19 protein-coding genes are annotated in these 19,800 nt (G+C 57.0%); 18 read left to right on the top strand and 1 reads right to left on the bottom strand.

Features of this window, described 5'->3' with window-relative positions:
* Positions 1-48: 48 nt before the first annotated feature.
* The 6 genes from gabT to WFP70_RS00885 all read left to right on the top strand — a co-directional run bounded on the left by gabT (position 49) and on the right by WFP70_RS00885 (position 7,758).
* Positions 49-1,365, top strand: coding sequence for a 4-aminobutyrate--2-oxoglutarate transaminase (gene gabT / locus WFP70_RS00860; protein ID WP_337022358.1), 1,317 nt, complete (start codon positions 49-51; stop codon positions 1,363-1,365).
* Positions 1,366-1,507: 142 nt separating this feature from the next.
* Positions 1,508-2,020 carry an Lrp/AsnC family transcriptional regulator gene (locus WFP70_RS00865; RefSeq protein ID WP_034824599.1) on the top strand — a complete coding sequence of 171 codons (513 nt, stop codon included), beginning with the start codon at positions 1,508-1,510 and terminating at the stop codon, positions 2,018-2,020.
* A gap of 209 nt (positions 2,021-2,229) precedes the next feature.
* Complete coding sequence (locus tag WFP70_RS00870; RefSeq protein ID WP_034824597.1) at positions 2,230-2,676, top strand: GNAT family N-acetyltransferase; 447 nt, start codon at positions 2,230-2,232, stop codon at positions 2,674-2,676.
* A gap of 18 nt (positions 2,677-2,694) precedes the next feature.
* Positions 2,695-4,743: a hydantoinase/oxoprolinase family protein gene (locus WFP70_RS00875; protein WP_337022359.1), complete on the top strand. Its 2,049-nt coding sequence runs from the start codon at positions 2,695-2,697 to the stop codon at positions 4,741-4,743.
* Position 4,744: 1 nt separating this feature from the next.
* Positions 4,745-6,832 (top strand): hydantoinase B/oxoprolinase family protein, encoded by a 2,088-nt coding sequence (locus tag WFP70_RS00880; RefSeq protein WP_337022360.1) that lies wholly within the window; start codon positions 4,745-4,747, stop codon positions 6,830-6,832.
* An 83-nt stretch (positions 6,833-6,915) separates the two neighbouring features.
* Positions 6,916-7,758: an oxidoreductase gene (locus tag WFP70_RS00885; protein ID WP_337022361.1), complete on the top strand. Its 843-nt coding sequence runs from the start codon at positions 6,916-6,918 to the stop codon at positions 7,756-7,758.
* Positions 7,759-7,866: 108 nt separating this feature from the next.
* On the opposite strand, the gene WFP70_RS00890 is transcribed toward WFP70_RS00885, so the two are convergent.
* Positions 7,867-10,032 (bottom strand): putative bifunctional diguanylate cyclase/phosphodiesterase, encoded by a 2,166-nt coding sequence (locus WFP70_RS00890; protein ID WP_337022362.1) that lies wholly within the window; start codon positions 10,030-10,032, stop codon positions 7,867-7,869.
* A gap of 310 nt (positions 10,033-10,342) precedes the next feature.
* Between WFP70_RS00890 and phnF the strand changes: the two genes are divergently transcribed.
* From phnF to phnD, 12 genes are all read left to right on the top strand, one after another.
* Complete coding sequence (phnF, locus tag WFP70_RS00895; RefSeq protein WP_166932154.1) at positions 10,343-11,059, top strand: phosphonate metabolism transcriptional regulator PhnF; 717 nt, start codon at positions 10,343-10,345, stop codon at positions 11,057-11,059.
* Positions 11,056-11,502, top strand: a complete 447-nt coding sequence (phnG, locus tag WFP70_RS00900; RefSeq protein ID WP_034824584.1) for a phosphonate C-P lyase system protein PhnG — start codon at positions 11,056-11,058, stop codon at positions 11,500-11,502. Before phnF ends, phnG begins: the two co-directional genes overlap by 4 nt.
* A complete protein-coding gene (gene phnH, locus WFP70_RS00905) occupies positions 11,502-12,077 on the top strand; it encodes a phosphonate C-P lyase system protein PhnH (protein ID WP_034824582.1) in 576 nt (191 codons plus the stop codon). Before phnG ends, phnH begins: the two co-directional genes overlap by 1 nt.
* Positions 12,077-13,153: a carbon-phosphorus lyase complex subunit PhnI gene (locus WFP70_RS00910; protein WP_034824580.1), complete on the top strand. Its 1,077-nt coding sequence runs from the start codon at positions 12,077-12,079 to the stop codon at positions 13,151-13,153. The genes phnH and WFP70_RS00910 overlap by 1 nt, the downstream gene beginning before the upstream one ends.
* Positions 13,146-13,994: an alpha-D-ribose 1-methylphosphonate 5-phosphate C-P-lyase PhnJ gene (locus WFP70_RS00915; RefSeq protein ID WP_337022363.1), complete on the top strand. Its 849-nt coding sequence runs from the start codon at positions 13,146-13,148 to the stop codon at positions 13,992-13,994. Before WFP70_RS00910 ends, WFP70_RS00915 begins: the two co-directional genes overlap by 8 nt.
* Entirely contained in the window at positions 13,984-14,745 is a 762-nt protein-coding gene (gene phnK, locus WFP70_RS00920; RefSeq protein ID WP_038646247.1) for a phosphonate C-P lyase system protein PhnK, read from the top strand. Before WFP70_RS00915 ends, phnK begins: the two co-directional genes overlap by 11 nt.
* An 18-nt stretch (positions 14,746-14,763) precedes the next feature.
* Positions 14,764-15,468 carry a phosphonate C-P lyase system protein PhnL gene (gene phnL / locus WFP70_RS00925; RefSeq protein ID WP_034824574.1) on the top strand — a complete coding sequence of 235 codons (705 nt, stop codon included), beginning with the start codon at positions 14,764-14,766 and terminating at the stop codon, positions 15,466-15,468.
* The gene (gene phnM / locus WFP70_RS00930; protein WP_337022364.1) at positions 15,465-16,601 is read left to right on the top strand and encodes an alpha-D-ribose 1-methylphosphonate 5-triphosphate diphosphatase; all 1,137 of its coding nucleotides are present in this window, start codon (positions 15,465-15,467) and stop codon (positions 16,599-16,601) included. Before phnL ends, phnM begins: the two co-directional genes overlap by 4 nt.
* Positions 16,601-17,137: a ribose 1,5-bisphosphokinase gene (gene phnN / locus WFP70_RS00935; RefSeq protein ID WP_160832763.1), complete on the top strand. Its 537-nt coding sequence runs from the start codon at positions 16,601-16,603 to the stop codon at positions 17,135-17,137. The genes phnM and phnN overlap by 1 nt, the downstream gene beginning before the upstream one ends.
* Positions 17,134-17,904: a phosphonate metabolism protein PhnP gene (gene phnP / locus WFP70_RS00940; RefSeq protein ID WP_058962103.1), complete on the top strand. Its 771-nt coding sequence runs from the start codon at positions 17,134-17,136 to the stop codon at positions 17,902-17,904. The genes phnN and phnP overlap by 4 nt, the downstream gene beginning before the upstream one ends.
* 79 nt (positions 17,905-17,983) lie before the next feature.
* Entirely contained in the window at positions 17,984-18,814 is an 831-nt protein-coding gene (phnC, locus tag WFP70_RS00945) for a phosphonate ABC transporter ATP-binding protein (RefSeq protein WP_200569610.1), read from the top strand.
* Positions 18,815-18,840: 26 nt separating this feature from the next.
* On the top strand, positions 18,841-19,767 hold the full coding sequence (gene phnD, locus WFP70_RS00950) for a phosphonate ABC transporter substrate-binding protein (protein ID WP_034824564.1): 927 nt from the start codon (positions 18,841-18,843) through the stop codon (positions 19,765-19,767).
* The last annotated feature ends 33 nt before the right edge of the window (positions 19,768-19,800 follow it).

Consider the following 19,800-nt stretch of genomic DNA (forward strand, 5'->3'; position numbering starts at 1 on the left):
TTGCGATACTTGAGCCAACCGAACGTTACGTGGATGAGGATTTTGAAAATGCAGAATGTCATGGCGGAGCAGCAAACGTATAGCGATAACGGCCTGTTACTGGATGCACGTGAACAGAACGTGCCGCGTGGTGTGGTCACCGCGCATCCGTTGGTGATTGAGCGGGCAAAAGGCAGTGAAGTGTGGGATGTCGAGGGCAATCGCTATCTCGATTTTGTCGGCGGGATTGGGGTGCTTAATGTGGGCCATAACCATCCGGCGGTAGTGAATGCGGTGACAAAACAGCTTGGGCTGGTGTCACACGCCTGTTTCCAGGTCGTTGCCTACCCGGGCTATATCGAGCTGGCGCAGCGGCTGAATACGCTGGTCGGCAAAGGTGAAGATTTCAAAAGCGTGTTCTTCACCAGCGGGGCGGAAGCGGTAGAAAATGCGGTGAAAATTGCCCGTGCGCACACCAACCGCAGCGGCATTATCGCGTTTGATGGTGCCTTCCATGGGCGTACGTTGCTAGGCTGTACCCTGACGGGGATGAGCCAGCCGTATAAACAGAACTTCGGCCCGTTCGCCTCAGAGGTGTATCGCCTGCCTTATCCTAATGCCTTCCATGGCGTCAGCGATGATGACTGCCTGCAAGCGCTGGAACAGTTGTTCGCCGTGCAGATCCTGCCGGAGCGTGTGGCAGCAATCATCATCGAGCCTGTTCAGGGCGACGGTGGCTTCCTGCCAGCGGGTGCGAACTTTATGCAAGCGCTGCGTCGCATTACCGAAAAACACGGAATCGTGCTGATTCTCGATGAAGTGCAGACCGGATTTGGTCGCACCGGTACGCTGTTTGCCTTCGAGCAACTGGGCATTACACCGGATCTGGTGACCGTGGCGAAGAGTCTGGGGGGCGGTCTGCCGATTTCCGGCGTAGTCGGCAAAGCAGCCATCATGGATGCGCCTTTGCCGGGCGGTCTTGGCGGCACCTATGGCGGTAACGCGCTGGGCTGTGCGGCGGCGCTGGCGGTGCTGGACCTGCTGGAAAACGACAATCTGCTGGCGCGCAGCAATCAGCTGGGTGAACAGCTGAATGCACGTCTGCAACAGCTGGCGGAGAAATATGCCTGCATTGGTGAAGTACGTGGCGTGGGCTTTATGCAGGCGGTGGAGATCATCGACTTCGAAACCAAACGTCCTGACGCTGCGATGACGCAGAAAATCCTCGACTGCGCCTGTCAGGAAGGCCTGCTGTTGATCAAGTGTGGCCTGCATCGCAACGTGGTGCGCTTCCTCGCGCCACTGGTGACCACAGATTCTCAGCTGGAAGAAGCGTTACATATCTTTGATATTGCGCTGGCCCGCGCCAGTGGTCGCCTGGGATAAATCCGGCTTCCTCATTGATATCTCTGGAATTATTGACTCGACCAATGAATGACGTGGCGTGCGGAAGTCGCTAGCGCCGTCACGTCAAAGCGTGATATACCATCGTATCAGCCTGCGCGATTGGTCAACAATGAGGGGTGCTATGAACGGCTTAATGAAACTCGACCGCATCGACATCAACATCCTGGTGCAACTACAAAAAGATGGCCGTATCAGCAACGTCAATCTCGCCGACGCCGTAGGACTTTCGCCCAGCCCTTGTTTGCAACGGGTGAAGCGCCTGGAGCAGGCTGGATTTATTACCGGCTATGAAGCCCATATCAATCTGACCAAAATTACCGATTCCGTTACGGTGTTCACCGAGGTCACGCTCTCGGGCCATCGACGCGAAGATTTTATGAAATTCGAAAATTCGGTTCGCGACGTGGATGAGCTGATGGAGTGCCATCTGATTACCGGCGGCTACGACTATTTGCTGCGCTTTATTACCCGCAGCATCGAGCACTACCAGGAAGTGATTGAGAAGATGCTGGACGCACAAATCGGCATCGATAAGTACTTCAGCTATATCGTGATTAAATCCCCGATTATGAAAAGCACCGTTCCATTGCGATCGCTGATTGCTAAGCATAATTCTGTGGATTTTAGTGTGTAATTGACCCCATCCTGACCTTCTCCCAGACAGGGAGAAGGTATTGTTTCCACTTCACTATTCGCCCCTAAACCTCCGAACGCATTTGCCACAGCATAAAATTTCTTCTCTGCCGTAAATTCCCTTTATCTTTACTGTTCCGGTCGTGGCTTCACGCGCGTCCTGTGCCTGCATATCCGTACACTCAATTTATCGCTTTACAAGGAGTTGCCATGACCGCTTTAACCCTTGCCGATCATCAATGGCAGCGCGACGAGTTCACCATCTCTACCGATCGCCAGCGCCTTGATATGGATTACATCCACCAGCAATTGACTGAGAAGTCTTACTGGGCCAACGCGCAGCCACGCGCCAAAACCGAGCGCGCTTTTGCCGGTTCGTTGCCATTTGGTGTTTACCATCAGCAACAGCAGATTGGCTTCGCGCGACTGGTGACGGATTACACTCGATTTGGCTGGCTGTGCGATGTGATGATCGATGAAAACTGGCGGGGCCATGGACTGGGCAGCTGGCTGGCGACCTGTGTGCGTGCGCACCCGGAGCTGGCCACGGTGCACCGCTGGATGCTCTCTACTAATGATGCCCATCAGCTGTATCAGCGCCTTGGCTGGCGTGTGGTGCAGGATCCGCAAAAACTGATGGAATTTCCTCTCTCCTGATAACGGAGCTTGCTCACCATGGGTTACCGCGTTGGCGTTGATATTGGCGGATCCTTTACGGATTTTGCCGTGCTGAATGAACAGACTCATCAGATTCATACCTTAAAAGTCCTGTCGCGACCGGATCAGCCCGGCAGCGAAATCCTCACCGGGCTGTCGCAGTTGCAGCAGCGTGACGGGATTGAACCCCAGCATATTGACTATTTTACCCACGGCACCACCGTGGGCATCAACGCGGTCATTCAGCGACGTGGCGTGCGGTTGGCGCTGTTTGCCACCGAAGGATTTTGTGATGTGCTGGAGCTGGCGCGTCTCAAAATTCCTCATATTCACGATCTCTTTTCGCGACGTCCGGCACCATTGATTACCCGCGATCGGGTGTTTGCCATCAAAGAGCGAACGGACCGCCACGGCACCGTGTTGCAGCCAGTGGATCGGCAAAGTGTGCTGGATGCCATTGATCAGGCGCGTGCGGCGGGTTGTCAGGGCATTGTGGTGTCGCTGTTACACAGTTATCGCAATCGCCACAACGAAGCAGCAGTCAAAGCCATTATCGACGAGGTGGCGCCTGAACTGCTCACCTCTTGCTCCGCCGACATCTGGCCGATCATTCGCGAATATGAACGGACTATCACCGCCACCATTAATGCCTATGTGCAGCCGATGGTGATTCACTACCTGGAATCGTTTGAACAGGCGTTGCACACCATGGGCGTTAAGCCTCCGCCGCGTATCACCAAGTCCAATGGTGGCGTGATGGGCGTGGAGCAGGCGAAAAGTGAATGTGTGCAGATGGTGTTGTCCGGCACGGCTTCAGGGGTGATCGGTGCCAGCTTTCTTGCCAGCGCTTGTGGTTTCGACAAGATCCTGAGTCTTGATATTGGCGGCACCAGCGCGGACGTGGCGGTGATCGTCGATGGGCAAGTGGCGCAGGGCAACGGTGAAATCATCGGTGATTTCCCGATTTATATTCCGTCAGTGGCAGTCACCTCGGTGGGGCAGGGTGGCGGCTCGCTGGCGTGGATCGATAACCAGGGCGTGCTGCAGATGGGCCCGGATAGCGCCGGATCGCTGCCCGGGCCGGTGTGTTTCCAGCGTGGAGGGACGCAACCGACGGCGACCGATGCTTTTGCCGCCTGTGGCATGATCGGTCATGGCGATCTCGGTTACAACGCGGTGAAAGTCGATATTGCTGCTGCACGTGCTGCCTGGCAACCGCTGGCAGATCAACTGGGTATCACGGTGGAAGAGACGGCGGAAACCGCCATCGAGCTGGCGATCTCCAGTATGTACGGTGATACCAGCGGACTGCTGTCGCGGTTTGGGTTGGATCCGCGTGAATTTTGGTTCCTCGCCTTTGGCGGCGCGGGCCCGATGATGGGGTGTTTCCTCGCCCGCGAACTCAATATGAAAGGAGTGATCGTGCCGCCTACGCCGGGCGTGCTGTCTGCGCTGGGAGGGTTAGTGGCGGATATCCGCAATGATTTTATCCGCACGCTTTATAGCGATCTGGACGCGACGCTGGCGGATGCGCTGGCAACGGAAGCGGAAGGTCTGAGCCAACGCGCACGCGGCTGGCTGTGCGAGCAACACGGCACTGATATGCCATTCACCTTGCACTACAGCGCTGATATGCGCTATCGCGGTCAGTCGTTTGAGATCGAAGTCGCGCTACAGCCAGAGTGGCTGGCGCAGGCCAACGTGGCGGCCTTGCACGAGGCCTTTGACCGCCAGCATCAGCTGCTATTTGGTCACTGTGATGCCAATGCACCCGTGCAGATTATCAACCTGCGTTTAGTGATCGCCTCGCCCACATCGAAGCCGACGCTCAATATCTTACCCGACGCGACCGAGCCCGTTGCCGTTGCGAAACGTGTCAGTGCCTGGATTGATGGCGCATCGCATCAGGTGGATGTGGTGGTGCGTGCCAGTCTGCGGGCCGGGCATCATCTCAACGGACCGGTGATCATCGCACAGGATGACTGTACCACCTGCGTTCCACCGCAGATGCAGGTGGATGTCGATACCTTTGGCAACTTGCTGATTACGCCTGTGGAGGCAAACTAATATGGCCATTAACGGACGTAACCTGCAAATTCTCGCGAACTATTGTGCCGCTGCGGCCGATGCGATGGCGTTTACGCTGATGCGCACCGCGCACTCCACTTTCGTTAAAGAGACCGAAGATTTTTCCTGTCAGATTGTCAGCCGTGACGGCATGGCGTTCGCTTCGCCACGCAGCTTTGGCGCGCCCTGGTACAGCGGCATCGATTACGGCCCGGTGCTGGCGTTAATCGATCATTACGAAGAGGGCGATATCTGCATCACCAATGATTCGTATGCGGGCAATGTGGCCACCCACTCGCCGGATATCCACATCTGGAAGCCGGTGTTCCATAACGGTGAAATTGTCTGTTTTGTGGTGGGTCATATTCACAACACCGACGTGGGCGGTGCGGTGCCGGCTTCGCTGTCGCGCTCGCTGACCGATATCGTGCAGGAGGGCATTCGCATTCCGCCACTCAAGATTGTGCGCAACGGTGAGTTGAATGAAGAAGTCGCCAGCATTATGCGCCTCAACGTGCGTGTACCAGAGCAAAACTGGGGGGATTTCAAAGCGCAGATTGCTTCGGTAAACGTGGGCGAGCGTAAGATCCATGACATCATCGCGCGTTTCGGTATTGAGGATTTCCTGCAGGGCATTGAAGGCATTCTGGACTACGCCGAAGCGCAGGCGCGCAGCATTATCGCCACCATTCCGGATGGTGAATACTTCTATGCTGACTTTGCCGACGAAGATGGTGAAGGCGGCTATCCGTGCCGCGTGGCGATCACGCTGCGCATTAGCGGCGACACGCTGGAACTGGATTACACCGGCAGCGATCCGCAGCTGGCCTCCTCGCTGAATATGCCCACCGGCGGCCGTGAACGGCATCCGCTGGCGCTGGTGGGTGTGACTTATGTGCTCTCAACGCTGGATCGCCATCTGCTGCTTAATGCGGGCACCTTACGCCCGACGCGCGCCATCCTGCCGCCGGGCACCGTAATGAACTGTGAAGCGCCTGCAGCGGTAGGCATGCGTTCGCTGACCTGCGCGTTGTCGCAGATCGCCACCATTGGCGTGTTCTCCCAGGCATTGCCCGATCGCTTACCGGCTAACTCACCCGGCGGCAACTCAATCATGAATATTCGTACCAGCGATAGTCAGAACCGCAGCGTCGTGGCCTCGCTAGGGCCTGTCGGCGGTGGCGCGGGCGGAACGCCACGTCATGATGGCCCGGATGGTTCTGGCGGGTTATCGGCGTTTCTGAAAAACACGCCTATTGAGATCAACGAGGCAGAAGTCCCCATCCATTTCCATCGCTATGGGCTGGCGGCGGACAGTGCCGGTGCCGGGCGCTATCGCGGCGGTCTGGCCACGGAGATGGCGTTTGAAATTACCGCGCCCAACACCACGGTAACGGCGCGCAATCGCAACCGGTCAGTGTTCGCTTCGGCTGGCGTGCTGGGCGGTGAGTCAGGGGCATTGTCGCACTTCCGCACGCTGCGCAACGGCAAGGTCATTGAACACGGCAACACCGATGTCATTTGTTGCCAGCCGGGTGATATCGTTGAGGTGCGCGGGCCGGGCGCGGGCGGCTATGGCCTGCCGGTGGAACGCGAGCCGGCGGCGGTGCTGCAGGATGTGCGCTGCGGATTTGTTTCAGTGCAAGTAGCACGTGATAGCTATGGCGTGGCGATCATCGATGATGAGGTGGATGAGGTCACCACTGCGCGTTTACGCGCTGAGATGCAGCGCGAAGCCCGGCAGCATTTTGATCACGGCCCGGCCCGCACGGCATTTGAACAGCTTTGGACACCGGCGCGCTATGCTTTGCTCACGGCGTTTCTGGCTGCCGCACCCATCAGTTGGAGACATTTCCTCAAGCAGCAGGTGTTTGACGCCGTGGCGGCAGGTGCCCAACCGACAGCACTTGAAGCGGTCGCAGCCTATACCCAAACGGCAGCACTTGAAGCAGTCGTAGTAGATACACAATCGGCAGCACTTGAGGGTGCCACAGCGAATGCGCAACCGGCAGCACTTGACGCGCAGATGCAGGCTATCTTTCAAAATCTGCACCAGCGCTATCCGGCGATGATGAACCGGTCGCACTAAGCGCTAATATTCAGCTTCAGGCTTTGCCATAGTCTTTTGTTGCCCGATGACGGTTCATCAGGCGCATTTAAGAGGATGTCACTATGGCTTCAGCAAACACGCCCGTTTGGTTTATTTCTGGTTGTTCAACCGGCTTTGGCCGGGAGCTGGCGCAGCAGACCATTGCGCGCGGCTTTCACACCGTGGTGACCGCGCGTGACCCGGCGAAAGTGCAGGATTTGGTGGCGGGGCATGACAACGCCCTTGCGGTGGCACTGGATGTGACCGATCAGAACAGTATCGATCACGCGGTTCACGCGGCGCTGGAGAAATTCGGTACCATTGATGTGCTGGTTAACAATGCGGGTTACGGCTATCAGAGTTCAGTCGAAGAGGGTGATGATCGCGAGATCCGTGATCAATTCGATGCCAACGTCTTTGGCCTGTTTGCCTTAACGCGTGCGGTATTACCGGCGATGCGCAAACAGCGTCGCGGGCACGTGATCAATATCACCTCAGTGGCCGGATTTATTGGCTTTGCCAGTTCAGGCTACTATTCGGCCAGCAAACACGCGGTGGAAGGCTGGTCTGATTCCCTGGCGGTGGAAGCGGCGCCTTTAGGCATCCATGTCACTTGTGTCGAGCCGGGGCCATTCCGCACGGATTGGGCGGGGCGTTCACTGCACCAGACGCCAAGCACCTTACCGGAATATGCCGATACGGCGGCGGCGCGCATGAAAGCCACTTCCGAATACAGCGGCACCCAGGCGGGCGATCCGGCTCGCGCGGCCACGGCGATGATTGCCATCACCGAACATGACAATCCTCCGCGCCATTTGGTGATGGGCGCATGGGGTTATGAGGCGGTGACCAATAAGTTGAAAGAGCGCCTGGCGCAGATCGAAGACTGGAAACAGACGTCGATTGATACAGATTTTCCGTCATAACCCTGGTGCAGGGTAGATCGCGCCGCCACCGCTAACCGGATTAAACGCGAGCGGCGCGGTTTTGACGTCAATGCCCGCAGGGCGGAACACTTTCCTCCCGCTGGGCATTTATATCATCTTTTCAATCTCTTCAAACGGTACGGCCTGGCTGAACAGATATCCCTGCAGCTGATTACATCCCGCATCGGCCAGCGCCATTTTCTGGCCTTCGGTTTCGACCCCTTCAGCGGTCACCGTTAAGCCCATGGCGTGACCCAGACGCACCACGGATTCAACGATTGCCGCAGAATTTTGCGCCACGCCCAGTGATTGGGTGAAGGAGCGATCAATCTTGATTTTGTCGACCGGGAACGTGCTGAGATAGTTGAGGCTGGAATAACCGGTGCCAAAATCATCCAGCGCAATCCGGAAACCGGCCTCACGCAGCGCGATGATGTTATTGCGCGCTTCGTGCTCATCCTCAATCAATACGCCTTCGGTGATCTCCAGTTCCATATGATGCGGATTGGCGCCTTCTTCACGCACAATTTCAACGATGCGCTCCACAAAGCCACTGGCGCGGAACTGCACGGGAGAAACGTTGACCGCCACAATCACCTGCGGCAATTTCAGTGAGGTTTTACAGGCTTCACGTAATACCCATTCGCCCAGCGGAATGATCATCCCGGTCTCTTCGGCGATGGCGATAAAGTCACCCGGCGAGACATCACCACGTACCGGATGCTGCCAGCGCAGCAGGGCTTCTAATCCCACCACACGCTGTCCGCTGATCTCCATCAGGGGTTGATACCACACGCGCAGGCCATCGAAATTGACCAGCGCCTGACGTAAATCCGTCGCCATCTGCTGGCGGGTGCGCAGCGATTCATCCATCACTTTTTCGAACTGGCGATACTGGCCGCGACCACTGTTTTTCGCCTCATAGAGCGCGATGTCCGCTTTACGCATCAGCTCCATACGGTCAATGCCATCTTTAGGGGCCAGCGCCAGCCCGATGCTGACCCCAACCCAGACTTCGCTGCCTTGCAGCTCATAGGCTTCACTCAGCTCACTGATAATGCGTTTTGCCAATGCCTGCACCTGACCGATGTTATCGACGTCCGGCATCATCACAATAAATTCATCCCCACCGATGCGTCCTACGGTATCGCTGGCACGCAAGATGTGCGTGAGGCGGCGCGCCACCTCAATGATCAACTCATCACCCGCATGATGACCATAGGTATCATTGATGTTTTTAAAGCGATCGAGATCAAGCAACAGCAGCGCCACACGCTGATCGTGCCGGGCGGATGCCGCCAGCGCCTGGGTCAGCCGATCTTCCACCAGCGCCCGATTCGGCAACCCGGTCAGCACATCGTGAAAAGCCAGATGCTGCGCTTGCGCTTCACTGGCACCGAGCTTAAGCAAAGATTGCGACAGATTGAGAGAGGAGGTCCAGATGCGCCTGACCATAAACAGACAGAGCAGGGTAATCAGCAGCACGGATAACAGTGTTGAAGGGCCGAGCATGCGCAACATCTGCGCACCGGGTTTATCCGGTAGCCAGCTCAGGTAACCCACGGCATCGCCTTGCTGTGAATTCAGTTGGTAGAGTGCATCTGTTCCGGGCTGCGGCGCGCCATCGCTAAAATGCAGCTGCTGCAGCTGGCTGCGATCCGCCAGATTACGTAAATAGCCATCATCGAGGAATTTGATACTCACTAATCGATAGCGGCCTGCTTCACGGGTGCTGCTGATATCGCCAACGGCCAGGGCCGCGGCACGTTGCCCAATGCGCACGAAATCGGCGCGATCGCTGGGACCCGCCACCTCATCGCTGCTCACCACGAGCGGACTGGCCAGCATGTCTTTAAGGTATTGCCCTACGCTGTCACTGGATACGCGTTTACCCTCACGCCAGACCGCCAGTGGCTGATTGTTACGATCCATCAGCAGAATCAACTGGTGGTCAAACATGTCATAAAGCCAGCCGCCGATATTTTGATCTAACCAGTTCTGATCCGGCACGCCCAACGCCAATTGGTCAGCGAGAGGCGACCAGCGAGTCAAACTGCGCAGCTGACGCAAATGTTCATTCAAACTTTGGCTAAAGGAGGCCTCAATCATGCGTTGCTGTTGATCGCGAGCCTGTTCATTGCTCAGCGAGGTGCCCCAGAACAAGCCAACACCTGCTCCGGCAAAGGTTAAAACTAAAATCGCCACCAAAGGCAAAATCACTTCCCGAACGAAATTGCGTCTGAATCCATCTGACAGTTTGATTGTATTAATCATTTTAAGGTTCGCGTGACAAGGAGGGCTCATCAATAACGTTAGCAGACTTTACGCAAGCTGCACCCAGTAAGGAAAGCGATAAGGTGGTGAAAATAAGCGATAATTTTTTGAACACTGTCACAAAGGCAACAGTTAAAAATTTTTTATTAAAACCGCAGCCGTTTCGCTTCGATCCTGCTGCCCTAAAGCAAATTCATCCTTGCGTCATTGAGCCGTCACGGCGCTGTCATCTGGCTCGCGCACTGTAGTCGCCATCTCGCAGCACTTGTCGCTGCGTTCCTCAACCATAGCGAATGAGGTATTGAACGTGATGGAGATATCCAGACATCCGACCACTGTTTACCAGGCGGTCGCCGCCCAACTGGAGCAGGCACTGCAAGAGCGTTATCGCTGCGGTGACTATCTGCCTTCCGAACAGCAGTTAGCCGACCACTATGAAGTCAACCGCCATACGTTGCGCCGCGCGGTGGATGAACTGGTGAACAAAGGGCTGCTGCAACGCCGTCACGGCGTCGGCATCCTGGTGTTGATGCGTCCCTATGATTACCCCTTGCATGCGCAGGCGCGCTTTAGCCAAAACCTGCTGGAGCAGGGCAGCCACCCCACCAGTGAGCGGTTACTGGCGGTATTGCGTCCCGCCAGCAGTGATGTGGCCAGTGCACTGGCCATTAATGAAGGCGACAACGTGATTCATCTGCGTACGCTGCGCCGGGTCAATGGTGTGCCAGTGTGTGTCATCAATCACTTCCTGCCGGAACTGAGCTGGTGGCCGACGATACAGCAGTTCCAGAACGGCTCGCTGCATGACTTTATGCAGCAGCACCTTGGCCTCGATTTAACGCGTTCGCAAACCCGAATCAGCACCCGCCGCGCCCAGGCTAAAGAGTGTAAACAGCTGGAGATTGCCCTGCAGTCACCGCTGCTCTGCGTGCGCACCCTGAATAAACACCGTGACGGTCAGGTAGCGGAATACTCCGTCAGCCTGACGCGTGGCGACATGATTGAACTGACTCTGGAGCATGAATGAAACAGCAAACCGCTCGCCAGCATTGGCTATCGGTACTCGCGCACAGCGAAGCCAGCCAGCTAAATGCCCACTGGCAGTCGCTGCACCTCAATGCACAATTTGAAGCGATTCGTCCCGCCGAAACCGGTTTAACCCGTTTGCAGGCGCGCATGGGCGGTAGCGGCAAACGCTTCGTAATGGGCGATGCCACCGTCACGCGTGCCGTAGTGAAACTGCACGATGGCACCCTTGGCTTCAGCTATGTGCTGGGCCGCGATAAAGCCCATGCCGAACGCTGCGCCGTGATTGATGCGCTGCTGCAACAGCCGGAAACCCATGCGCTGTTGCAGGAAAAATTAATTGCCCCGCTGGCGGCCTTGCGTGAAGAGCAGCGTCAGCTGCGTGCACGTGAAATCGCCAGCTCTAAAGTGGACTTCTTTACGCTGGTACGCGGAGATAACTAATGACATTACTCGCCAGTTTTAACCATCCGGTTGCCGATTCACAGCGTGCTTTTCGTCGCATCCTGAAAGCCATGAGCGAGCCAGGCGTCATGGTCTCACTGCCGCTGGAACAGGGCTGGGGCGATTTGTCTCCTGCCGCGACGGCGGTACTGCTGACGCTGGTGGATCAGGAGAGTGCGCTGTGGCTGGATAGCCGTGTAGACAGCGAAATCGTGCGTAACAACCTGCGTTTCCACACCGGTGTGCCGATTGTGGAAGAGCGCCATGCACCGTTTGCCTTAACCCATGCAGCGTCAAATCCGGATCCTGCGCAGTTCGCGCCGGGCGACAATATGTCACCGGAAAAAAGCACCACGCTGATCATTGAAGTGCCTTCCCTGAATGGGGGTTTAACCCTGCGCCTGTCCGGCCCTGGCCTGCGTGAATCACGCGCCATCGCGCCACAGTTGCCGGAAGCGATTCTGACTTATCTGCGCGAGCGTCCGCATCCGTTCCCACTGGGCGTGGATCTGATTTTCACCTGCGGTGAAGCGATGATGGCCTTGCCACGCACCACTGACGTGGAGGTGTGCTGATGTACGTTGCGGTGAAAGGGGGCGAGAAGGCGATAGCCAGCGCCCATGAGCTTCAGGCCGATCTGCGCCGTGGCGACCGTGACGTGGCGGAACTGGGTTGCGATCAGGTCGCGCAACAGTTGGGATTAGCGGTGGATCGCGTGATGACCGAAGGCGGCATTTACGATCCCCAGCTCGCGGCCTTAGCGATTAAACAAGCCAGCGGCGATTTGGTGGAAGCCATCTTCCTGCTGCGCGCCTATCGCACCACCTTGCCACGTCTGGCTGATAGCCTGGCGCTGGAAACCGATGAGATGCGCATCGAACGTCGTATTTCGGCGGTTTATAAGGATTTGCCGGGCGGCCAGGTGCTCGGCCCCACTTACGATTACAGCCATCGTCTGCTCGATTTCACGTTGCTGGCCAACGGTGAAACCCCGGCGGCACCGCGTGACGATCAGGCGCTGCCTGAACGCTGTCCGCATGTGTTCAGCATGATGACCAAAGAGGGTCTGGCGGCACGTGAAGAGGATGATGGCAGTGAGCCGTGCGATATCACACGCGAGCCGCCCGGTTATCCGGCGACGCGCGCGGCACGCCTGCAGCAACTGGTACGCGGCGATGAAGGTTTCTTGCTGGCGCTCGGCTACTCCACGCAGCGTGGTTATGGCCGCAATCACCCGTTTGCTGGCGAAATCCGCACCGGCTATCTCAGCGTATCAATCTGCCCGGAAGAGCTGGGCTTTGAGATTGATATCGGTGAAATTCTGCTGACCGAGTGTGAAATGGTTAACGGCTTCACCACGCAAACTGAGGGTGCGCCGCACTTCACCCGTGGTTACGGCCTGGTGTTTGGGCGCTCAGAGCGTAAAGCGATGGCGATGGCGCTGGTGGATCGTGCCCTGCAAGCACCCGATTACGATGAACGTATTGCCGGTCCGGCGCAGGACGAAGAGTTTGTGCTGTCGCATGCCGACAACGTGGAAGCGGCGGGCTTTGTTTCGCATCTAAAACTGCCGCATTACGTCGATTTCCAGGCGGAGCTGGAGTTGCTGAAACGGCTGCGTGAACAGGTTCAGGAGCAAAACGATGAGTGAGTTAACCGGCTATAACAACGGCTATCTGGATGAGCAGACCAAGCGCACTATCCGTCGCGCGATCCTCAAAGCGGTAGCGATTCCAGGTTATCAGGTGCCGTTTGCCGGACGTGAAATGCCGATGCCTTACGGCTGGGGCACCGGCGGGATCCAGATCACCGCCAGCATCATTGGCGACAGCGACGTGCTGAAGGTGATTGACCAGGGCGCGGATGACACCACGAATGCCGTATCGATCCGTCGTTTCTTCCAGCGCGTCAGCGGGGCCGCCACTACTGAAGCCACCAAAGACGCCACGCTGATCCAGACCCGCCACCGTATTCCGGAGACGCCGCTGCAGGAAGATCAGGTGCTGATTTTCCAGGTGCCGATTCCTGAGCCGCTGCGCTTTATCGAACCACGCGAAACGGAAACTCGCACCATGCACGCACTGGAAGAGTACGGCATCATGCAGGTCAAACTGTATGAAGATATCGCCCGCTACGGCCATATCGCCACCACCTACGCCTATCCGGTCAAGGTCAACGATCGCTACGTGATGGATCCATCGCCGATTCCGAAATTCGACAACCCGAAGATGCACATGATGCCCGCACTGCAGCTGTTTGGTGCTGGCCGTGAAAAACGCATCTACGCGCTGCCGCCGTACACCAAAGTGGAAAGCCTCGACTTCGACGACCACCCATTCACCGTACAAAGCTGGGATGAACCCTGTGCCCTGTGCGGTTCACGCCACAGCTACCTTGATGAGGTGGTCATGGATGATGTCGGTACGCGCATGTTTGTCTGCTCCGATACCGATTTTTGCCACCAGCAGCAGGAACAACAACATGCACAGTGAACAGCCGCTGCTTGCGGTCAACAATCTGACGCACCTCTATGCGCCAGGCAAAGGTTTTGAAGACGTCAGCTTTGAACTCTATCCAGGGGAAGTCTTGGGCATTGTGGGCGAGTCTGGTTCCGGCAAAACCACGCTGCTGCGCAGCCTGTCGGCGCGTTTAGCGCCACAGCAGGGCAACATTCTCTATCGCGCTCAGGATCTCTATCAGCTAAGTGAAAGCGATCGCCGCCGCTTACTGCGCACCGAGTGGGGCGTGGTGCATCAGCATCCATTGGATGGATTGCGTCCGCAGGTCACGGCAGGCGGCAACATTGGTGAGCGCTTGATGGCCGTCGGCCAGCGCCATTACGGCGATATCCGTAAAGAGGCGATGCGCTGGTTGCAGGACGTGGAAATCCCCGCCAACCGCATTGACGATTTGCCGACCACCTTCTCCGGCGGTATGCAGCAGCGTTTGCAAATTGCCCGCAACCTGGTGACCCAGCCCACGCTGGTGTTTATGGATGAGCCGACCGGCGGACTGGATGTATCCGTGCAGGCGCGACTGCTGGATCTGCTGCGTACCCTGGTACGTGAACTCAATCTGGCGGTGGTGATTGTCACGCACGATCTCGGCGTGGCGCGCTTGCTGGCGCACCGTCTGTTGGTGATGAAGCAGGGCAAAGTGGTGGAGAGCGGTCTGACCGATCGGGTGCTGGACGATCCGCACCATCCCTACACCCAACTGCTGGTTTCATCGGTGCTGGCTTAACTTCATCAGGACATCAACATGCAACCTTTATTGCGCGTAGAGAAACTCAGCAAAACCTTTGTGCTGCACAACCAGAGCAGCGCCGAGCTGCCGGTGCTGCAGGATGCCAATCTTGAAGTGTGCGCCGGTGAGTGCGTGGTGCTGCACGGTCGCTCCGGCAGCGGAAAATCCACCTTACTGCGCGCGCTGTACGGCAACTATCAGGCCAACAGCGGTCATATCTGGCTGCAACATCAGGGTGAGTGGATCGATATGGCACAGGCTCCCGCGCGCCAGATACTGGCGATTCGCCGCGAAACCGTTGGCTGGGTCAGCCAGTTCCTGCGGGTGATCCCTCGCGTACCGACGCTGGAGATCGTGATGCAACCGCTGTTAGAGCGCGGTGTGGAGCGTGCTTTCTGTGAGAAACGTGCCAAAGAGCTGCTGACACGGCTGAATGTGCCGGAGCGTTTATGGTCACTCGCGCCATCCACTTTCTCCGGTGGTGAACAGCAGCGCGTCAACATCGCGCGTGGTTTTATCGCCGACTATCCAGTGCTGCTGCTGGATGAACCCACCGCTTCCCTCGACAGTGCCAACAGCGCAGCGGTGGTGGAATTGATTGAACAGGCGCGCACCCGTGGTGCCGCCATTGTGGGTATTTTCCATGACGAAGCGGTGCGCGCACGCGTGGCCGATCGCCTGCACGTCATGCAGCCGGTTAAAACAGGAGCAGAAGCATGATCGTCAATAACGTCCGTTTGGTGCTGGAACATGAAGTTGTCACCGGTTCGCTGGAAATCCGTGAGGGTCGCATTGCCAGTTTCAGTGACAGTACCAGCCAATTAGCGGGCGCACTGGATGGCGAAAACGCCTTCCTGCTGCCAGGTCTGGTCGAGTTGCACACCGATAACCTCGATAAGTTCTTCACGCCGCGTCCGAAAGTGGACTGGCCGGCACACTCAGCGATGAGTAGCCACGATGCGCTGATGGTCGCCAGCGGTATTACCACGGTGCTGGATGCCATTGGTGTCGGCGATGTGCGCGACGGCGGTCATCGCATTGAGAACCTGAGCAAGATGATCAACGCGATTCAGGACAGCAACCGCAAAGGCATTAACCGTGTCGATCACCATCTGCACCTGCGCTGCGAGCTGCCCCATAACACCACTCTGCCGCTGTTCGAAAAGCTGATGAGCACGCCGGAGCTGTCGCTGGTATCGCTGATGGACCATTCGCCAGGTCAGCGTCAATACGCTTCACTGGAGATGTATCGCCTCTATTATCAGGGCAAATATTCGCTGAGTGATGAGCAGATGGATCAGTTCGAGCGTGAGCAACTGGCGCTGGCCGCCGAGTTCTCCACCCCGAACCGCAACGCCATTTCCGGCCTGTGCCGTTCGCGCGGCATTCCGATTGCCAGTCATGATGATGCCACAGCGGCACACGTTGCCGAATCACACGATGTGGGCAGCACCATTGCTGAGTTCCCCACCACGCTGGAGGCCGCACGCGCCTCGCGCGAATGCGGTATGCAGGTGTTGATGGGCGCGCCGAATATCGTACGCGGCGGCTCGCATTCCGGCAACGTGGCAGCCTGGGAGCTAGCCAGCCATGGCCTGCTGGATATTCTGTCATCCGACTACTACCCGGCGAGCCTGCTGGACGCGGTGTTCCGCTTAGTGGCGGATGAGCGCAACAGCCTGACGTTGCCACAAGCCGCCGCGCTGGTGACACGTAATCCGGCTCGCGCGATTGGCTTGCACGATCGCGGGGTGATTGGCGAAGGCATGCGTGCCGACCTGGTGCTGGCGCATACCGAACATGGCCACCCACACATTCGCCACGTCTGGTCGCAGGGCAGGCTGGTGTTCTGATGGCGCGCCTGATCTGGCTAACCGGGCCTTCGGGCTCGGGTAAAGACAGTCTGTTGAATGCGCTACGCGAAGCGCCGCCGGATAACCTGGTCATCGCCCATCGCTACATTACGCGCCCGGCCGATGCCGGGGGTGAAAACCATGTGGCGCTGAGCGAGGCCGAGTTTCGGCGGCGTCAGACACTAGGATTGTTTGCCATTAGCTGGCAGGCGCACGGCCTGTATTACGGGCTGGGGGAGGAAATCGACCACTGGCTGGCGCGGGGTTTAAATGTGCTGGTCAATGGTTCACGTCTGCATTTGCCGATTGTTGAGCAGCATTACGGGGCACAACTGTTGCCGCTGGTGCTGCAAGTCTCTCCGGCGGTGCTGGAAATGCGTTTACGGCAGCGCGGACGTGAAAGTGAAGCCGAAATCGGTAAACGGCTGGCGCGTGCGGCAGAACCGCTGCCTGCGCACTGCCATCCGCTCAATAACGATGGCGCACTCAGCGACACGCTCGACCGGCTGCGCCAGTTGCTGGAGCATCCGCCATGAACCTCACTTTTCTCGGTACTGGAGGCGTGCAATCTGCGCCGCTGTTTGGCTGTGATTGCCACGCTTGCGAACGTGCACGTCTTGAGCCACGACGCGCTCGTGCTGCCACCAGTGCGCTGATTGACACCGGCAGCGAACGTATTTTGCTAGATGCCGGACGTCACGATCTGCATCAGCGCTTTCGTCCCGGCGAGCTAAGTCGCATTTTATTGACCCATTTTCATATGGATCATGTAGCGGGACTCTTTAGCCTGCGTTGGGGATTGGGTGAACCGATTCCGGTGTGGGCGCCACCGGATGAGAAGGGCTGTGATGACCTGTTTAAGCATCCGGGACTGCTGGATTTCCGTTCTGCGTTAACGCCTTTTGTGCCTCACAGTTTCGGGGCGTTGCAGGTCACGCCGCTGCCGTTGCAGCACTCAAAACTCACTTATGGCTACCTGTTCGACTGGCACGGTACGCGGCTTGCCTGGCTGTGTGATACCTGCGGATTACCCCCGGACACTGCAGATTTTCTTGATGGTCAACCGCTGGATCAGCTGGTGATTGACTGCAATGACCCGCCGCGAGAAAGCGTACGCAATCATAATGATGTGACGCGCGCATTGCAGATTATTGAACAGCTGGCGCCGCGCCAGGCCTGGCTTATCCACCTGAGCCATGAGATGGACAGTTGGTTACTCAATAATCGCTTACCGGACAATGTGCTGGCGGCTACCGACGGTCAGACCATCACGGTCGGTTCCTCACACGCTGTCACTGTTTAATCATTTTACTGTCATCAAGACTTCATCGGATTTGCCCGTAATAACGGGCAATCAAGACCTCAGCGAGATGGAGTGCAACATGGCACAGGCATTACTGAAAACCGTTATCGACAATCCTTATGTTCCGCACGCCGGGCAAGGCAACAAGGTGCTGTCGGTACAGGGACTGTGCAAGGCGTACGGCGAAAACCGCGTACTGGATAATGTCAGCTTCGATCTGCATGCGGGCGAGCTGGTGGCCGTGATTGGTCGCTCAGGCGCAGGCAAATCGACACTGTTACACATGCTGAACGGTACCATCTCTGCTTCACAGGGTGCGATTCTCAGCAATCGTCAGGGTGAAGCGGATCGTGATGTGGTGACGCTCAACAGCCGCCAGATGCGCGAATGGCGCAGCGAATGCGGCATGATCTTCCAGGACTTCTGTCTGGTGCCGCGTCTCGATGTGCTGACTAACGTCCTGTTGGGACGCCTGAGCCAGACCTCAACCCTGAAATCCTTCTTCAAAGTGTTCTCCGAAGCGGATCGCGCGCGAGCAATTGAACTGCTGCAGTGGATGAACATGCTGCCGCAGGCGCTGCAGCGTGCGGAGAATCTGTCAGGTGGACAGATGCAACGCGTGGCGATTTGCCGTGCGCTGATGCAGAACCCGCGCATCCTGCTGGCCGATGAGCCGGTGGCCTCACTCGACCCGAAAAACACCAAACGCATCATGGATGTGCTGCGCCAGGTGAGTGAGCAGGGCATCAGCGTGATGGTGAACCTGCACTCGATTGAACTGGTGAAGCAGTATTGCACCCGTGTTATCGGCATTCAGCGCGGCAAAGTGCTGTTTGACGGACATCCTTCTCAGTTGACCGACGGCTTGCTGCATGAGCTGTACGGCGACGAAATTAACCAGCTCCACTAACTTCCACGGCAAGAGAAAAAACACGAATGAAACTGACCTCTTTAGCTTTATTGACTGTTGCAATGACTTTTGGCGTTAACGCAGCGGATGCACCAAAAGAATTGAACCTCGGGATTTTGGGTGGACAGAACGCCACTCAGCAGATCGGTGATAACCAGTGCGTGAAAGATTTCTTCGACAAAGAGCTGAATGTCGATACCAAAATGCGCAACTCGTCTGACTACTCAGGCGTGATTCAGGGCCTGCTGGGTAACAAAATTGATATGGTGCTGAGCATGTCTCCAGCATCTTACGCTTCCGTCTATCTGCAGAACCCGAAAGCGGTTGATGTTGTCGGCATCGTGGTAGATGACAAAGACGGTTCACAAGGTTACCACTCAGTCGTGATCGTGAAAGCGGACAGCCCGTACAAAAAACTGGAAGACCTGAAAGGCAAATCTTTCGGTATGGCCGATCCGGATTCAACTTCTGGCTTCCTGATGCCAAACCAGGCGTTCAAGAAAGAGTTCGGTGGCACAGTTGACGACAAGTACAACAACACCTTCTCCAGCGTCACCTTCTCTGGCGGCCATGAGCAGGACATCCTGGGTGTGCTGAATGGTCAGTTCGAAGGCGCAGTGACCTGGACCTCCATGATCGGTGATTACGACAAGGGTTATACCTCTGGTGCCTTTGGCCGCATGATGCGTATGGACCAGCCTGACCTGATGAAGAAAATCCGCATCATCTGGCAGTCTCCGCTGATCCCGAACGGTCCAATCCTGGTGAGCAATAACTTGCCCGCTGACTTCAAACAGAAGCTGGTGGCGGCGATCAAGAAGCTGGATAAAGAAGACCACAGCTGCTTTGTTAAAGCGGTGGGCGGTGCTCAGCACATCGGCCCGGCAACCGTTGCCGATTATCAGAACATCATCGATATGAAACGTGATCTGATGAAAGGCTCACGCGGTTAATTTCGCGTCTGACCGGCAGGGTCGCCCGTGATG

The organism is Pantoea sp. USMM079, assembly GCF_037153115.1.
GTDB lineage: Bacteria > Pseudomonadota > Gammaproteobacteria > Enterobacterales > Enterobacteriaceae > Pantoea > Pantoea communis.

Coding starts and splice junctions, on each gene's coding strand:
- gabT (WP_337022358.1), top strand. CDS start 49: ATGCAGAATGTCATGGCGGAGCAGCAAACGTATAGCGATAACGGCCTG.
- WFP70_RS00865 (WP_034824599.1), top strand. CDS start 1,508: ATGAACGGCTTAATGAAACTCGACCGCATCGACATCAACATCCTGGTG.
- WFP70_RS00870 (WP_034824597.1), top strand. CDS start 2,230: ATGACCGCTTTAACCCTTGCCGATCATCAATGGCAGCGCGACGAGTTC.
- WFP70_RS00875 (WP_337022359.1), top strand. CDS start 2,695: ATGGGTTACCGCGTTGGCGTTGATATTGGCGGATCCTTTACGGATTTT.
- WFP70_RS00880 (WP_337022360.1), top strand. CDS start 4,745: ATGGCCATTAACGGACGTAACCTGCAAATTCTCGCGAACTATTGTGCC.
- WFP70_RS00885 (WP_337022361.1), top strand. CDS start 6,916: ATGGCTTCAGCAAACACGCCCGTTTGGTTTATTTCTGGTTGTTCAACC.
- WFP70_RS00890 (WP_337022362.1), bottom strand. CDS start 10,032: ATGATTAATACAATCAAACTGTCAGATGGATTCAGACGCAATTTCGTT.
- phnF (WP_166932154.1), top strand. CDS start 10,343: ATGGAGATATCCAGACATCCGACCACTGTTTACCAGGCGGTCGCCGCC.
- phnG (WP_034824584.1), top strand. CDS start 11,056: ATGAAACAGCAAACCGCTCGCCAGCATTGGCTATCGGTACTCGCGCAC.
- phnH (WP_034824582.1), top strand. CDS start 11,502: ATGACATTACTCGCCAGTTTTAACCATCCGGTTGCCGATTCACAGCGT.
- WFP70_RS00910 (WP_034824580.1), top strand. CDS start 12,077: ATGTACGTTGCGGTGAAAGGGGGCGAGAAGGCGATAGCCAGCGCCCAT.
- WFP70_RS00915 (WP_337022363.1), top strand. CDS start 13,146: ATGAGTGAGTTAACCGGCTATAACAACGGCTATCTGGATGAGCAGACC.
- phnK (WP_038646247.1), top strand. CDS start 13,984: ATGCACAGTGAACAGCCGCTGCTTGCGGTCAACAATCTGACGCACCTC.
- phnL (WP_034824574.1), top strand. CDS start 14,764: ATGCAACCTTTATTGCGCGTAGAGAAACTCAGCAAAACCTTTGTGCTG.
- phnM (WP_337022364.1), top strand. CDS start 15,465: ATGATCGTCAATAACGTCCGTTTGGTGCTGGAACATGAAGTTGTCACC.
- phnN (WP_160832763.1), top strand. CDS start 16,601: ATGGCGCGCCTGATCTGGCTAACCGGGCCTTCGGGCTCGGGTAAAGAC.
- phnP (WP_058962103.1), top strand. CDS start 17,134: ATGAACCTCACTTTTCTCGGTACTGGAGGCGTGCAATCTGCGCCGCTG.
- phnC (WP_200569610.1), top strand. CDS start 17,984: ATGGCACAGGCATTACTGAAAACCGTTATCGACAATCCTTATGTTCCG.
- phnD (WP_034824564.1), top strand. CDS start 18,841: ATGAAACTGACCTCTTTAGCTTTATTGACTGTTGCAATGACTTTTGGC.